Source organism: Pseudarthrobacter enclensis (assembly GCF_030811655.1).
Lineage (GTDB): Bacteria > Actinomycetota > Actinomycetes > Actinomycetales > Micrococcaceae > Arthrobacter > Arthrobacter enclensis_A.
The window spans coordinates 38468-52459 of record NZ_JAUSRE010000002.1 but is presented as its reverse complement, the minus strand read 5'-3'; the positions used below and the strand labels follow the sequence as shown (position 1 = coordinate 52459).

Below are 13992 nucleotides of genomic sequence, written 5' to 3'. Positions count from 1 at the left end.
TAGGAACTGTCACACGCGGTTCATGACGAACCGTGAATGCTTAGCCCTGGAAGTACTCCACCCTGGCGCCGATGGTGTTCAGCCTCTCCGCCAGGTCCTCGTAACCGCGCTCGATGACATAGATGTTCCGCAGTTCCGATACCCCCCGCGCGGCGAGCATGGCCAACAGCAGGCAGGCGGCCGGACGGAGCGCGGGCGGGCAGCCCACCTCGGCGGCACGCCACTTGGTGGGTCCATTGACGTAGATCCGGTGGGGGTCCAGCAGCTGCACCTGGGCACCGAGCCGGTTGAGTTCCGTCAGGTAGATCGCCCGGTTCTCATAGACCCAGTCGTGGATCATGGTCTGGCCGTGGGCGTTGGCGGCAATGACGGCAAAGAAGGGCAGGTTGTCGATGTTCAGCCCGGGGAAGGGCATGGGGTGGATCTTGTCCTCGGGGGCGCGCAGCTCGGAGGGCTTGGTGGTCACGTCCACCAGCCGGGTGCGGCCGTTGCGGGCCATGTACTCGCCGGAGATCTCCAGCTTCTGCCCCATCTGGCCCAGGGTAGCCAGCTCGATTTCCATGAACTCGATGGGGACCCGCCGCACGGTGACCTCGGAGTTGGTGACAATGCCGGCGGTGATGAGGCTCATGGCCTCAATGGGATCCTCAGAGGGGAAGTATTCGATCTCGGCATCGATTTCCGGCTTGCCCGTGATTTTCAGGGTGGTGGTGCCTACGCCTTCAATACTGACGCCCAGCATCTGGAGGTAGAAGCACAGGTCCTGGACCATGTAGTTGGGGCTGGCGTTGCGGATCACGGTTGTGCCCGGCCGGTGTGCGGCGGCCATGATGGCATTCTCGGTGACGGTGTCGCCGCGCTCGGTGAGGACGAAGGAGCGGTCGCGGGTATCGGCAGGGGGCGCCTGGACCGTGTAGAAACCGGCCGTGGCCTCCACGGACAGGCCGAACTCGCGCAGCGCCTGCATGTGGGGCTCCACGGTGCGGGTGCCAAGGTCGCAGCCTCCGGCGTAGGGCAGCCGGTACTCGCGCGACTCGTCCAGCATGGGGCCGAGCAGCATGATGACGCTTCGCGTCCTGCGTGCCGCGTCCACATCCATGGCTTCCAGGTCCAGGACAGCGGGGCGGCGCAGGCGCAGGTCCGTGTCGTTAAGCCAGGTGCACTCCACGCCGATGCTGGACAGCACCTCGACGATGCGGTTGACTTCCTCGATCCGCGCCAGGCGGCGGAGCACAGTGGTTCCGCGGTTGATGAGGCTGGCGCACAGCAGGGCCACACCGGCGTTCTTGCTGCTGTTCACGTCAACGGCACCGGACAGGGTGCGGCCGCCCTCCACCCGCAGGTGCGTCATCTGCGGCTTGCCCACGTTGACGATGCTGCGGTCGAAGATGTTCTCCAGCCGCTGGATCATCTTCAGGCTCAGGTTCTGCTTGCCCTGTTCCATCCGGGCAACAGCACTCTGGCTGGTGCCGAGTTCGGCGGCCAACTGGCCTTGCGTCCAGCCCTTTTCGCTCCGGGCATTCCTCAACATGGCGGCAACGTGTTCGGCGGTTTCCTGCGTCATACCCGAAAATATATCATAAATGAGTTACTGCGCCGGTCTTGAGGGTGCTACGGGCTCCATATGGGGGCGGGCCCTCCACTCCTACCCAGCAGATGCGATAGGGGCTCCCACAGCACAAGTCAGCTGCCCAGCCACACCATGTTCCAGGTCCCCGCGGTGACCGCCGCAACCAGGGCGAGCGCGGCCACGAGGACACCGCCGGCCACCACCCAGAGGTCCAGCACGCTGAACGTGGATGCGCGTGCCCAGGTCCGCTTGCCGCCGCCAAAGCCCCGCGCTTCCATGGTCACGGCCAGCCGTGACGCGCGCCGGATTGCCTGCACCAGGAGCCCGAAGCTCTGTCCCAGTGTCGCCTTTACCCGCTGTGCCAGGTTGCCGCGCGAGCCCACGCCCCGCGCCCGGCGCGCCATGCCGATGGTCTGCCACTCCTCGGCCATCAGGCCCACCAGGCGCATCGCGGCCAGGGTCCCCAGGACGAACCGGTGCGGCAGGCGTGCTTTCTGCGCCAGCGCGTCTGCCAGGTCCGTCGGGTCGGTGCAGCTCATCAGGAGCACTGCCGGCAGGGCGATGGCAAAGCCGCGCAGGAGGAAGCCGATGCCCAACTGGAGGGAGCCTTGGCTCATGGTCCAAATGCCGGCGTCGAGCAGGATCCTTCCACTGTCCGGTGCCAGGATGGACGTGCTCCAGCCTCCGATGGCGGCCGCAACAATCAGCGGCCAGCCGCGCTGCCACAGCAGGGACAGGGTGAGCCCAGCCAGGGGAAACAGGAAAAGTTCAAAGACCAGGGCCACTGATGCAGACACCCAGTCGATGGACAGTGCCAGGACCGCCGTGATCAGCAGCACTGCCACGAATTTGCTCAGCGGGTTGGCGCGGGCCAGGAGCGCATGGTTGCCGTGCAGCGTCAGTTCCTGCCTCATGGGGCCACCACTTCCGCCGCAGCCATCCGCAGCTCCACCCCGCCCAGGGCGGCCGTGAACTCGGCATCGTGGGTGACGGACACCACCGCTGTGCCGGCGTCCAGGAGCTCGGACAGGAACGAGGCCAGCTCAGCCCAGGTGTTGGCGTCCTGCCCGAACGTGGGCTCATCGAGGACCAGGACCTGGGGGCTGGCGGCAAGGACGGTGGCTACGGACAACCGCCTCTTTTCACCCCCGGAGAGCGTGTAGGGGTTGGCGTCCACCACGTGCGTGAGGCGCAGGCGCTCCAGCAGTTCGTCAACCCGTTCCTCGCCGTGGCCCAGGTGCCGCGGGCCAAACAGCAGCTCATCAAGCACCTTGCCGGTCACGAACTGGTGCTCCGGCTCCTGGAACACTGTCCCCACGCGGGAAATCAACTGCTCGGCCTTCCACTTGTACGGGTCGATACCCGCGCCCTGGCTGAGGTCCAGGCTCGCGGAAACCTTTCCGGATACGGGCTCCAGCAGCCCGGCGAGGGTCAGCGCGAAGGTGGATTTTCCTGCTCCATTGGGACCGGTAACAGCCAGGGCCTGCCCGGCGCGGACCTGGGCGGCCACCCCGTCCTGGACGGGGACCGGCGGTATCCTGCGGAAACCCTTGCGGCGGGGACGTTCGCGGGAAACTGCCAATTGTTCGGCGGCCAGCAGGAGGTTTCCCGTTCCGGGTGCCGGTACCAAATCCCTGGTCCGGGTGGCCGGCACATAGCCGGGGACCCACACCCCCGCGGCGGCGAGCATGGTCCGCGCCTCGCGGAGCACCCGGTCCGGCGGGCCGTCCAGGAGCACGGCGGATTCGCTGCTGCTGCCCGGCTGCAGGACGACGATCCGGTCCACCAGGTCCTTCCAGACAGACACCCGGTGTTCCACCACCACCAGCGTGGCCCCGGTCTTGTCCAGGCAGCGGGCAACGGCGTCCCGGACTTCCAGCACGCCGTCCGGGTCCAGGTTGGCGGTGGGTTCGTCCAGCAGGATCAGGCCGGGACGCATGGCAAGGATGCCGGCCAGCGCGAGGCGCTGCTTCTGGCCGCCGGACAGGGCCGAGGTCGGGTGGTCCAGCGGGAGGTGGGCGAGCCCGACGTCGGCAAGCGCCTCGTGCACGCGCGCCCAGATGGCGTCGCGGGGTACGGCGAGGTTTTCGGCACCAAAGGCGACGTCGTCCCCAACGCGCGACAGCACCACCTGCGTTTCCGGGTCCTGCTGCATGAGCCCGGCCCGCCCGCGCTGGGCGCGGGGCACGGCGCCGTCAACCAGCAGCGAACCGGACTCGTCGGCGTCCCCGGACTCGCCGTCGTCGTTGATGTCCCCCAGCACGCCGGCGAGCGCATGCAGCAGCGTGGATTTCCCGGCGCCGGAAGGTCCGAGGAGGAGCACGCGCTCACCGGGAGCGATGTCCAGGTCGAGGGCATGGACGGCGGGCCTGGATCGGCCGGCATGCCGCCACCCCCATCCGCGGGCGCTGACGGCGGCGGGGCGGACCGCGCCGCCGGCGTCCTGGGAGGGGACCATCAGGAGAAGACTGGCTCCGTGGCGGCCTTGCGGGACGCGAAGGAGCTCAGCACCCCGGTGCGGGCCAGGCCGCGGGTGGCAAGCCAGCACAGGGCACCGGCCAGGATGGCCCCGGAGACCGTGGTGAGGACGATGTAGGCGAGCTTGTCCGCGCCCGAGTAGGCGATGTTCCAGCCCCAAGGGGCGAAGGAGTCATTCAGGCCGCAGAAGAACCCGGCCGCCGCGCCTGCCAGCAGGGAGACGGGCAGGTTGAACTTGCGGTAGACGAAGATGGCGAAGATGATTTCCGCGCCCAAGCCCTGGATCAAGCCGGAGAAGAGGACGGACGCGCCGTACTGCGAGCCCATGAGGAGTTCCCCGGTAGCGGCAACCGTTTCGCAGAAGATAGCGGCGCCGGGCTTTCGGATGATGAGCATGCCCAGCACGCCGGGAATCATCCAGCCGCCGGCCAGCAGCCCGGTGAGGGGTGGGTAGGCGGCGTTCATGGGGGCGGACAGCGCGGCGGCACCCTGGTCCCATGCCCAGAAGATGACGCCACCCGCGATGGCCACCAGGGCCGCCACGACGATGTCCACGACGCGCCAGGACTTGCCGGCGCTTTTCTTGATTGCTGCAGTGCTCATGTAATCCTCCTGGGAAACAGGAGGGGAAAGTGGACCCGGCCCACGGCCGTTGCCGTAGGGCCGCGACACCCCGAGAACTCGACTCCCTTGCGCCGGTACTAACCGGATCAGGTTCGAGGGTCTGCGGCTGTCCGCACTCTCAGCGCCCACCTGCGGTGCCCGGCTTCTGCCAGGATGCCCGACGGCGGCGCTCCCCTGTCGTTTTTAGTGATGCTTTTTGGGTTGGGTAAGGCTTCAATATCCGCCCAGCTGGGCGTGGTCAAGTTTACACCGGACAGGGGTAGATTGAGGGCCATGACCGCCAATACACCGGTTGTGACCGGGTTCGATCCCGATTCCGGCGACGCGCAGCCCGAAGGCTCCCTGGAAGCATTGATCCTCCGGGTCGAGGCTGAAGTCCGGGAACTCCAATTCCCCGGTTTCTCGCCGGATGACTCCTTGAATCTGGGCCTGCTGTTGGTGGAGCTTGGCAAGGAGCGGGCCCTGCCCGTTGCCATCGACATCACCAAGGGCGAGCAGGTCCTGTTCCACGTTGCGCTGCCGGGTGCCACTCCGGACAACGAATACTGGATCCGCGCCAAGCAACGCACTGCCGCCCGGTACGAGGTGCCGTCCCTATTGGTGGGCCTGCGGGGCCGGCTTGGCGGCGGCCGGATCGAGGACAACGCCTGGTTTGACCAATCCCGGTATGCGGCACACGGAGGTGCATTTCCAATCTATGTCACCGGAGTGGGCGCAGTGGCTACGGTCGCGGTCTCCGGGCTGCCGCAACTGCAGGACCATGACCTGGTGGTGGAGGCGCTGCGGGACATCCTGGGGTCGGCCCTGCGGGACTAGGAACCCGCATGCCTGGGCCGTGTCCCGGTCCATCAACCCGCCCCGGCTTGCCACGCCCTTGCCCTGACCGGGACGCGCGTGCGGCTAGGCTGGAGGCAGTCCGTTTTCCGCCCGCAAGGAGTAATAGGAATGAACCTTCTCATCAAGCTGCTCGGGACCGGGGTGAGCCTGGGTGCAGGCCTGGCCGGCACCAAACTGGTCAACACCATCTGGGAAAAGACCACCGGGCAGAAAGCGCCCACGGGCAAACACGAGGACGTCCCCACCAGCCTGCGTTCGGCGCTGACCTTCGCGCTGATCTCGGCGTCCGTCAGTGCCATCATCCAGGTCCTGGCCAACCGGGGCACGCAGCGCGCCATTGCCCGGTTCGCCAAGACGCAGGACATCGTCTGAGCGCAGCGCTACCGGCCGCCGCCGGGGTCGTCCTTCAGGGCAGCCTCGGCGGCGGCTTTTTGCACTACGGCCTCCAGCTCATCCGCAGTGAGCAGTTCCCGGTGCAGATGCTTGGTGCGGTAACCGGCACGGCCCACCATATGTGCGGACACGGGCACCGTGAGCAGCTGGAAGATCCACGCCACCGCCAGGACCGGCCACACCCACCACGTCCGCAGCTGGAGCCCAATGGCGGCCAGCAGCAGGAACAGGCCCAGGACCTGCGGCTTGGTGGCGGCGTGCATGCGGCTCAGCAGGTCCGGAAAGCGGAGCAGGCCGATCGCAGCGCCCAGGGACATGATCGCCCCCACCACCATGAACACCGCGGAGAGGGTGTCGATCCAGGCGTCCGGGCCGGAGAAGTCAGGATTCATTGGGCTTCACCCTCCGGTCCGCCACGAACCGGGCCACCGTCACGGAGCCGATGAACCCGATGATGGAGATGGCCACCACCAGCATCAGGTTGTTCAGGTGCCGGTTCACGGCCATGTCGACGCAGAGCGCGCCGCCCAGGATTGCCAGCAGCACGTCGGCCGCGAGCACCCGGTCCAGCAGCGAAGGGCCGCGGGCAATCCTGATGATGGCTCCGGCCGCGGCCAGCGAGAAAATGACGGCTGTAACAGCCAGGACAACGTGCATCACGTGGCGGCCTCCAATCGGACGGCTTCAAGTTCTTCCGCGGTGCCCATGATGCGGATCAGGCCGGCCTCGATGGACCTCACCTCGTTCCGCAGGCCCTCCACGTCCCGCTTGGACGTGATGTTGAGCGCGTGCAGGTAGAGGGTGGAGGTGGAGCGGTCCACCTCCACCACCAATGACCCCGGGATCAGGGAAATGACGTGCCCGGTGGCGGTGACGATCAGGTCCTGGTGGCTGCGCAGCCGCACGGCGACGACGGCGTTGGTCACCTTGGGTCCGCGGACGGCGGCCAGGTACAGGACCTGGGCGCTGGCCACCACCACTTTCCACAGGAACGCCATGGCGAACGGGACGGCGTAGAGGATGTTGAAGCGCCCGCTGAGCTCGACGGGCGGAAGGTAGAAGAGCCGGGCGACGCCGACTGCCAGCAGCGCACCGAACAGGAGGTTGCCGGGGCTGAAGTCCTGCCACAGCGCGCCCCAGACGATCACCAGCCAGACCAGAAGCGGCAGCTCCTGACGCAGGGATATGCGTTTGCGGCTCATCGCGTTCCTCCCGCGGCAGTGGTCCCCGGAACGGCGGCGGCATCACCCAGCACCGCGTGGATGTAAGGGCCGCGGTCCAGCATGTCGCGGGCGGCCCGGTCCGATAGGCCGAACAGCGGCCCGGCGAAGACGGTCAGCGCAACCCCAACCATCACCAGGGCCGCCGTGGAGCCCACCATGGTGCGCGGCAGCAGCGTCACGGTGCTGTTGAGCTTGGCACCAGGCCCGGCAACCCGCACCGGCTGCGGGGCAAGCAGCACCGGGTCGGGATGCTCCGCGTCCGTGGGCCGGCGCCAGAATGCGCGGTTCCATACCCTGGCGATGGCCAGGAGGGTCAGCAGGCTGGTCACCACCCCGCCGGTCACCAGCGCGTACGCCAGCGGCGTGCCGAGTTCAACGCCGGCCTGCAGGAGCCCCACCTTGCCCAGGAAACCGGAGAACGGCGGGATGCCGGCCAGGTTCATCCCGGGGATGAAGAACAGCAGCGCCAGCATCGGCGAGAGTTTGGCCAGTCCGCCCAGCCGGTCCACCGAGGAACTGCCGCCGCGGCGTTCGATGAGGCCGGTCACCAGGAAGAGGCTGGTCTGGATGGTGATGTGGTGGGCCACGTAGAAGACCGCCGCCGCGAGCCCCGCCGCGGAGGACATGGCAAGACCGAACACCATGTAGCCGATGTGGCTGACCAGCGTGAACGAGAGCAGTCGCTTGATGTCGCTCTGGGCCAGCGCGCCAAGGATGCCCACCACCATGGTCAGCAGCGCAGCCACCATCAGGGGCGTGTTCAAAGTGTCGCCGGGAAAGAGCAGGGTCTCCGTCCGGACCATGGCGTACACGCCCACCTTGGTCAGCAGCCCGGCGAACACGGCCGTGACGGGCGCCGGGGCCGTGGGGTAGGAGTCGGGCAGCCAGAAGGACAACGGAAAGACGGCGGCCTTGATGCCGAACGCCACCAGCAGCATCACGTGCAGGAGGGTCCTGGTGCCCTGGTCCAGGTCACCGAGCTTGAGGGCCAGGTCCGCCATGTTGACGGTGCCGGTGGCCCCGTACACCATGGCGATGGCAATCAGGAACAGCACAGATGACACGACGGACACCACCACATAGGTGACACCGGCGCGGATGCGCGGGCCGGTGCCGCCCAGGGTCATCAGCACGTAGCTTGCCGTCAGCAGGATCTCAAAGCCCACATAAAGGTTGAAGAGGTCGCCGGACAGGAAGGCGTTGGAGACCCCCGCCACCAGGATCAGGTAGGTGGGGTGGAAGATCGAGACGGGGGCGTCGTGGTCGCCGTCGGCCATGCCCTGCCCCGTGGCATACACCAGCACTGCCAGGCTCACCGCGGAGGACACCACCAGCATCAGCGAGGAGAACTGGTCCACCACCATGACGATGCCGAAGGGCGGTAGCCAGCCGCCGATGGTTACCGCCGCGGTGCCGCCGTTCCAGGCAGACGCCAGCAGGAGGCATTCGAGCGCCAGGGTCAGCGACAGCAGGGCGATGCTCACCCCGCGCTGGGCACGGGTGTGCCGGATCAGCAGGAACGTGAGGGCGGCCCCCAGGATGGGAAGTACGACGGCGAGCGGTGCCAGGCTGGCGATGGTCACTTGCCGCCTCCTTCCGGGCTGGGGTCAATGTTGAGTGAGCCGGGCTTTTCTTCCGCGGCGGCATGTTCCGCGGACATCTCCCGGCCGCCGGCCAGGACCGTGGCCGGCGGCTGGTCCGCTTGCAGCCCGGCGTCGGCGCCGGAAGCCCCGCGGTCGGAGACGTCCATGCCATCAGAGCCGAGCATGGTGAGCGGAAACTCGGAGGTTTCTGCGGGCACTTCGGCATCGTCCTCGGCGTCGAAGCTGGGGGTGGCTGCCACGCGGCGGTCTTCCGCGTCGTCCTGGATCTCATCCTGGCGGGCCAGTAGCCAGGTGCGGTAGATGATGCCCAGCATGAAGGCCGTGACCGCGAATGAAATCACGATCGACGTCAGGATCAGCGCCTGCGGCAGGGGGTCGTTGTAGTCCTTGGCGGCGATGTCCTTGGCGAACAATGGGGCCAGCCCTGCGTACCCCCCGGTCGCCAGGATCAGCAGGTTGGTTGCGTTGGCCAGTAGCATCAGGCCCAGCAGCACCCGGGTCAGGCTGCGCTCCAGGATCAGGTAGATGCCGCAGGCATACAGCGCGCCCATGACGATCAGCAGGGTCAGGTTGACGCTCATGCATGGCCCTTTGCGGTGGTCTCGGCAGGAACCCTGTCCGGTTCCTGATCCTGCTCCGGTTGGTCCTGGCCCGCCTCCCGGGCCTCGTCCAATTCCTGGCCCGCAGCCAGGGACCGCTCCTCCAGGTGCTCGTCAATCTCGGCGCCGAGGCTGCGCAGGACATCCAGCACCAGGCCCACCACCACGACGTACACGCCAATATCGAAGATGGTTGAGGTGACGAACTTGATGTCCCCGAACACAGGCAGCCATACCTGGATGATGGCGGACTGGAACACCTGGCCGCCCAGCAGCAGGGGCATCACGGCGGAGACGGCAGCCAGCGCCAGGCCGATGCCCAGCAGCGCGCCGGCGCTAAGCGGCGCCGCTTCCCGCAGTTCGAACCGGCCGCCGGCCAGGTAGCGGATGGTCAGCGCCAGGCCGGCGGTGAGGCCGCCCGCGAAACCGCCGCCGGGCAGGTTGTGCCCGGCCAGCAGCAGGTAGAGCGAGAAAATGATCATGGAGTGGAAGATCAGCCGGGTGACCACCTCGAAGATGATGGAGCGGCGCTCGGGGGCGAGCGTCCGGCCCGCCACGATCCAGGGGTCACGGGCAGCAGCGGCGAACTTCCGGCTGATGGCCAGGGCCGCACCGTCACGGGAGCCGGGATCCACACCGTGGTAGCGCCCCACCGTTCCCTCCGCCACCGACGCGGAGGCCTGCAGCCTGTCACCGCGGCCCCGGACGAAGATCAGGCTGGCCACGCCGGTGGCGGCGAGCGCCAGGACGCTGATCTCGCCGAACGTGTCCCAGGCGCGGATGTCCACCAGGGTCACATTGACCACGTTCAGGCCGCCGCCGCCTTCATAGGCAAGCTGCGGGAACTGCAGCGATACCGGAATGGCGGTCCGCGCCCCCATGGCGAAGATCGCGGCGAACACCATGGTCACGCCGAATCCCAGCCCGATGATGACCCTCAGCACGCGGTACTTGCCGCCGGTGCGGTCCCGCAGTTCCGGCGGCAGGCTGCGCATGGCCAGGACGAACGCCACCAGGATGATGGTCTCCACCAGCATCTGGGTCAGCGCCAGGTCCGGGGCACCCTGCAGCGCGAACACCAGCGCAATGCCGTACCCGGTCACGGAGACCATGAGCACCGCAAGGAACCGCTTGTTGGCCCTGACGGCGGCCAGGGCGCCGATCACGATGCCTGCACCTGCCACCAACTGCAGCGGGGAGTTGGGATCCACGAGGTAGATGCCCTGCGGCAGGGGGTTGCCGCCAAGCAGGATTGCCGCGAGCGGGAGGACGAAAGCCACGCTGAGGATCACGGCAAGGTAGAAGTACAGTGATCCGCGCTGGGTCCGGCCGGTGAGCCAGACCGCGGCGTCGTCGAGCGCACCGATGGTCAGCTGGTAGGCGCGGTCGCCGTCCACCCACGCAGGCAACAGTGTCTGGGCACGGGCCACGGCGTTGCGGCCAACGTACATCGCAAGGCCCAGCGCGAAGGTGACGGCCGTCAGCCCAAGCGCCGGCGTCAGGCCATGCCACAGCGCAAGGTGACCTGCCTGTTCGGCTGGGGTGCCGGCGTCGGGCGCCTTGGACGCGAACAACGCCGCGTACGGCTGGATCCAGGCGTCCACCGGGGCCGGCCAGAGACCGTAGGCGACGGTCAGGAGGCTCAGGACCGCAGGTGCAGCCAGGAACGAGGGCCTGATGGCCTTGAACGGAATTGGTTCCACGCCGGGCTTGGCCGCGAACGCGCCCCACATGAAGCGGACACTGTAGGCGAACGTCAGGATGGACCCCACCACCAGTCCCACCAGGACCACCACATCCCACGCGCCGGAATGCGCGTCCCCGGCGTGGTGCACGAAGGCTTCAAGCACCGACTCCTTGGCGACGAAGCCGCCGAGCAGCGGAACACCGGCCATGGAGGCGGCGCCGATGGCGGCCACGATGCCCAACGCGCGCGAAGAGCGGAAAACGCCGGAGAGTTTGCGCACGTCACGGGTTCCCGATTGGTGGTCGATGATGCCCACCACCAGGAAGAGCGTTGCCTTGAACAGGCCGTGGGCCAGCAGCATGGCCAGGCCCGCCAGTGCGGCGTCGGGCGTGCCGAGGCCCACCACCATGGTGAGGAAGCCCAGTTGGCTGACGGTGCCGTAGGCGAGGATCAGCTTGATGTCCGTCTGCCGCAGCGCCCGGTAGCCGCCCACCAGCATGGTGGACAGGCCCAGCCCCAGGACCGCCGGCTGCCAGTAGGCGGTGTCCGAGAACCCAGGGGCAAGCCTCGCTACCAGGTAGATGCCGGCCTTCACCATCGCCGCGGCGTGCAGGTACGCGCTGACGGGGGTCGGCGCGGCCATGGCGCCGGGAAGCCAGAAGTGGAAGGGGACCAGCGCGGACTTGGTGATGGCACCCACTAGGATGAGGACGACGGCGGCGCTCACCGTGGGCGCCGTGGCTCCGCCTGCCAGTGCGGGGGCTTGCTCGAGGATGGCGGAGACGCGGTACGTCCCCGCCGAGTAGCCAAGCATGATCAGGCCCACCAGCATGGCCAGGCCGCCTGCGGTGGTGACCATCAGCGCCTGGAGGGCGGAGCGGCGCGCGGCAAGCCGGGTCCGCGCGAAGCCGATCAGCAGGTAGGACAGGATGGTGGTCAATTCCCAGAAAATGAACAGCAGCAGGAGGTCATCCGCCGTGACCAGGCCGAACATGGCGCCCGCGAACGCCAGCAGCTGGGCGCCGAACGCCCCGAGGTCCTGGTCTTTCCTCTTGAAGTACCGCGCACAGTAGACCAGCACCAGGGAACCAACACCCAGCACCAGCAGGGACATCACCCAGGCCAGGGCGCCCATACGGAAAGCCAGTTCAAGATGGAGGCTGGGGATCCACTCGAAGGTTTCGGTGACTGCCCCGGGACCCGCATAAATGGGTGCATGCTGGAACATCAGCCAGGCGAAGGAACCCGCGGGGACTGCGGCCAGCGCGTAGAAGGCGTTGCGGCCCCATAGCCTGAAGAGGAAGGGCGCGAGGACAGCCACCGAAAAGTGCACGGCAAGGACTGTGATCACTGGATTCTCCGCAACGTCAGGAATTCGATTGTCAAAAGTTGGAGCAGGCGGCAAAAAAGTAAGGTCCGGGAGGGTTCAGTTTACCAAGGCGGCTCTGCCGCCTTCCCCGCCCTGCGGGCTCACGTGGGCGGAATCCCCGCGGGACAGGGGCCACGGTCCCGCGGGTGTTCGCCAGGGGCGGATACGATGCATCGTATGAACAGCGCCAGCGCGCCGGGAGCAATGCAGCCTGCCTCGGAACTTGAATCCGGAACCCGGTCCTCCAGCAAAGGCCGGGTACTGGCCTGGGCGTCCTGGGACTGGGGCTCGGCGGCCTTCAACGCGGTCATGACCACGTTCGTCTTCACCGTCTACCTGACGTCAAAGGCGTTCGGTGGTGAGGACAACGCCTCGGCAGTCCTGGGTGCGGCCCTGGCGGTCGGCGGGTTTGCCATCGCACTGCTGGCACCCGTGACGGGCCAGCGCTCGGACGCGGGCGGCAGGCGCAAGCTGTGGCTGGGAGTGAACTCGGCCGCCGTCGCCATCCTCACGGCCCTGTGCTTCTTTGTGTTCCCGCGCCCGGAATTCCTGCTCCTCGGTGTCTCCCTGATCGCACTGGGCAACGTCTTCTTCGAATTTGCCGGCGTCAACTACAACGCCATGCTGGCCCAGGTGTCCACGCCGCAGAATATCGGCAAGGTCAGCGGCTTCGGCTGGGGCGCCGGCTACCTTGGCGGGATCGTGGCTCTCCTGATCGTCCTGCAGCTGTTCGTCCAGCCTGCCTTCGACTGGTTCGGATCCTCCACGCAGGACAGCCTCAATATCCGGCTGGTGGCCGTCTTCTCCGCGGTGTGGTTCTTCGTCTTCGCCCTGCCCGTCCTGTTCGCCGTCCCGGAGCTTCCCCGGGACGCCCAATCCACGCGGCTCGGATTCCTTGCCAGCTACGGGCTGCTGTTCCGCCGGATCAAGGCCATCTACGCCACCAGCCCGCACACCATCTACTTCCTGCTCGCCAGCGCCGTATTCCGCGACGGCCTGGCGGCTGTCTTTACCTTTGGCGGCGTCATCGCCGCCGGTACCTTCGGGTTCGCTCTCCCCCAGGTGATCTTCTTCGCCATCTTTGGGAACGTGGTGGCTGCCGTGGGCGCGGTGATCGGCGGGTTCCTGGATGACAAGGTGGGTCCCAAGGCGATCATCACCGGCTCACTCGTTGGGCTCCTGGTTGCCGGGACCGCCATCCTGGTCCTGGGCAACGGAAACTATTCCTTCTTCGGCATGCGATGGGCCGGCACCACCACCTTCTGGGTCTTCGGCCTGTTCCTCTGCCTCTTCGTCGGGCCGGCCCAGTCCTCGTCCCGCGCCTACCTGGCCCGGCTCGCGCCGCACGGGGAATCCGGCGAGCTCTTCGGCCTCTACGCCACCACCGGCAGGGCCGTCAGCTTCCTGGCGCCCGCGCTGTTCACGCTCTGCATCACCCTTGCCACGCCGTTGGTTCCCGCCGGCCAGGCCCAGCGGTGGGGCATCCTGGGCATCATGGTGGTCCTCCTCGCAGGGCTCCTGGTGCTGCTGCCGGTGAAGTCACCGGCCAAGGCTCCCATCGCCGTCGTACCCGCCACCTGAGCACCCCGTCGGAGCCCGCGCCGCCTC

The 13992-nt window shown here is 67.5% G+C and carries 13 protein-coding genes and 1 riboswitch; of the genes, 3 read left to right on the top strand and 10 right to left on the bottom strand.

Annotated elements, in window-relative coordinates:
- Nucleotides 1–40 precede the first annotated feature (40 nt).
- The 4 genes from J2X98_RS01925 to J2X98_RS01910 form a co-directional block, all read right to left on the bottom strand.
- Nucleotides 41–1564, bottom strand: coding sequence for a UDP-N-acetylglucosamine 1-carboxyvinyltransferase (locus tag J2X98_RS01925; protein WP_141945346.1), 1524 nt, complete (start codon nucleotides 1562–1564; stop codon nucleotides 41–43).
- 119 nt (nucleotides 1565–1683) lie between these two features.
- Nucleotides 1684–2484 (bottom strand): energy-coupling factor transporter transmembrane component T family protein, encoded by an 801-nt coding sequence (locus J2X98_RS01920; protein ID WP_141945344.1) that lies wholly within the window; start codon nucleotides 2482–2484, stop codon nucleotides 1684–1686.
- Nucleotides 2481–4028 (bottom strand): ABC transporter ATP-binding protein, encoded by a 1548-nt coding sequence (locus J2X98_RS01915; protein ID WP_307303776.1) that lies wholly within the window; start codon nucleotides 4026–4028, stop codon nucleotides 2481–2483. The genes J2X98_RS01920 and J2X98_RS01915 overlap by 4 nt, the downstream gene beginning before the upstream one ends.
- Nucleotides 4028–4651 carry an ECF transporter S component gene (locus J2X98_RS01910; RefSeq protein WP_141945340.1) on the bottom strand — a complete coding sequence of 208 codons (624 nt, stop codon included), beginning with the start codon at nucleotides 4649–4651 and terminating at the stop codon, nucleotides 4028–4030. The genes J2X98_RS01915 and J2X98_RS01910 overlap by 1 nt, the downstream gene beginning before the upstream one ends.
- Nucleotides 4652–4717: 66 nt before the next feature.
- A riboswitch (TPP riboswitch) is annotated at nucleotides 4718–4858 on the bottom strand.
- Between the two features lie 87 nt (nucleotides 4859–4945).
- On the opposite strand from J2X98_RS01910, the gene J2X98_RS01905 reads away from it, so the two are divergent.
- Nucleotides 4946–5488 carry a heme-degrading domain-containing protein gene (locus J2X98_RS01905; protein ID WP_141945338.1) on the top strand — a complete coding sequence of 181 codons (543 nt, stop codon included), beginning with the start codon at nucleotides 4946–4948 and terminating at the stop codon, nucleotides 5486–5488.
- Nucleotides 5489–5617: 129 nt separating this feature from the next.
- Nucleotides 5618–5881 (top strand): DUF4235 domain-containing protein, encoded by a 264-nt coding sequence (locus J2X98_RS01900; RefSeq protein ID WP_141945336.1) that lies wholly within the window; start codon nucleotides 5618–5620, stop codon nucleotides 5879–5881.
- An 8-nt stretch (nucleotides 5882–5889) separates the two neighbouring features.
- Here the strand turns inward: J2X98_RS01900 and mnhG are convergent, their stop codons facing one another.
- From mnhG to J2X98_RS01870, 6 genes are read right to left on the bottom strand one after another with little or no spacing between them, the layout of a single operon-like run.
- A complete protein-coding gene (gene mnhG, locus J2X98_RS01895; protein ID WP_307303773.1) occupies nucleotides 5890–6294 on the bottom strand; it encodes a monovalent cation/H(+) antiporter subunit G in 405 nt (134 codons plus the stop codon).
- Nucleotides 6284–6559 (bottom strand): monovalent cation/H+ antiporter complex subunit F, encoded by a 276-nt coding sequence (locus J2X98_RS01890; protein WP_307304187.1) that lies wholly within the window; start codon nucleotides 6557–6559, stop codon nucleotides 6284–6286. Before J2X98_RS01890 ends, mnhG begins: the two co-directional genes overlap by 11 nt.
- Complete coding sequence (locus J2X98_RS01885) at nucleotides 6559–7104, bottom strand: Na+/H+ antiporter subunit E (protein ID WP_141945329.1); 546 nt, start codon at nucleotides 7102–7104, stop codon at nucleotides 6559–6561. Before J2X98_RS01885 ends, J2X98_RS01890 begins: the two co-directional genes overlap by 1 nt.
- Complete coding sequence (locus J2X98_RS01880) at nucleotides 7101–8708, bottom strand: Na+/H+ antiporter subunit D (protein ID WP_307303771.1); 1608 nt, start codon at nucleotides 8706–8708, stop codon at nucleotides 7101–7103. Before J2X98_RS01880 ends, J2X98_RS01885 begins: the two co-directional genes overlap by 4 nt.
- Complete coding sequence (locus tag J2X98_RS01875; RefSeq protein WP_307303769.1) at nucleotides 8705–9310, bottom strand: Na(+)/H(+) antiporter subunit C; 606 nt, start codon at nucleotides 9308–9310, stop codon at nucleotides 8705–8707. The genes J2X98_RS01880 and J2X98_RS01875 overlap by 4 nt, the downstream gene beginning before the upstream one ends.
- Nucleotides 9307–12366, bottom strand: coding sequence for a Na+/H+ antiporter subunit A (locus tag J2X98_RS01870; protein ID WP_307303768.1), 3060 nt, complete (start codon nucleotides 12364–12366; stop codon nucleotides 9307–9309). Before J2X98_RS01870 ends, J2X98_RS01875 begins: the two co-directional genes overlap by 4 nt.
- 195 nt (nucleotides 12367–12561) lie before the next feature.
- On the opposite strand from J2X98_RS01870, the gene J2X98_RS01865 reads away from it, so the two are divergent.
- Nucleotides 12562–13965 (top strand): MFS transporter, encoded by a 1404-nt coding sequence (locus tag J2X98_RS01865; protein WP_307303766.1) that lies wholly within the window; start codon nucleotides 12562–12564, stop codon nucleotides 13963–13965.
- Nucleotides 13966–13992 lie beyond the last annotated feature (27 nt).

Excerpts from the sequence above, each read along its gene's own strand:
- J2X98_RS01925 (WP_141945346.1), bottom strand. The coding sequence starts at position 1,564 with ATGACGCAGGAAACCGCCGAACACGTTGCCGCCATGTTGAGGAATGCC.
- J2X98_RS01920 (WP_141945344.1), bottom strand. The coding sequence starts at position 2,484 with ATGAGGCAGGAACTGACGCTGCACGGCAACCATGCGCTCCTGGCCCGC.
- J2X98_RS01915 (WP_307303776.1), bottom strand. The coding sequence starts at position 4,028 with ATGGTCCCCTCCCAGGACGCCGGCGGCGCGGTCCGCCCCGCCGCCGTC.
- J2X98_RS01910 (WP_141945340.1), bottom strand. The coding sequence starts at position 4,651 with ATGAGCACTGCAGCAATCAAGAAAAGCGCCGGCAAGTCCTGGCGCGTC.
- J2X98_RS01905 (WP_141945338.1), top strand. The coding sequence starts at position 4,946 with ATGACCGCCAATACACCGGTTGTGACCGGGTTCGATCCCGATTCCGGC.
- J2X98_RS01900 (WP_141945336.1), top strand. The coding sequence starts at position 5,618 with ATGAACCTTCTCATCAAGCTGCTCGGGACCGGGGTGAGCCTGGGTGCA.
- mnhG (WP_307303773.1), bottom strand. The coding sequence starts at position 6,294 with ATGAATCCTGACTTCTCCGGCCCGGACGCCTGGATCGACACCCTCTCC.
- J2X98_RS01890 (WP_307304187.1), bottom strand. The coding sequence starts at position 6,559 with ATGCACGTTGTCCTGGCTGTTACAGCCGTCATTTTCTCGCTGGCCGCG.
- J2X98_RS01885 (WP_141945329.1), bottom strand. The coding sequence starts at position 7,104 with ATGAGCCGCAAACGCATATCCCTGCGTCAGGAGCTGCCGCTTCTGGTC.
- J2X98_RS01875 (WP_307303769.1), bottom strand. The coding sequence starts at position 9,310 with ATGAGCGTCAACCTGACCCTGCTGATCGTCATGGGCGCGCTGTATGCC.
- J2X98_RS01865 (WP_307303766.1), top strand. The coding sequence starts at position 12,562 with ATGAACAGCGCCAGCGCGCCGGGAGCAATGCAGCCTGCCTCGGAACTT.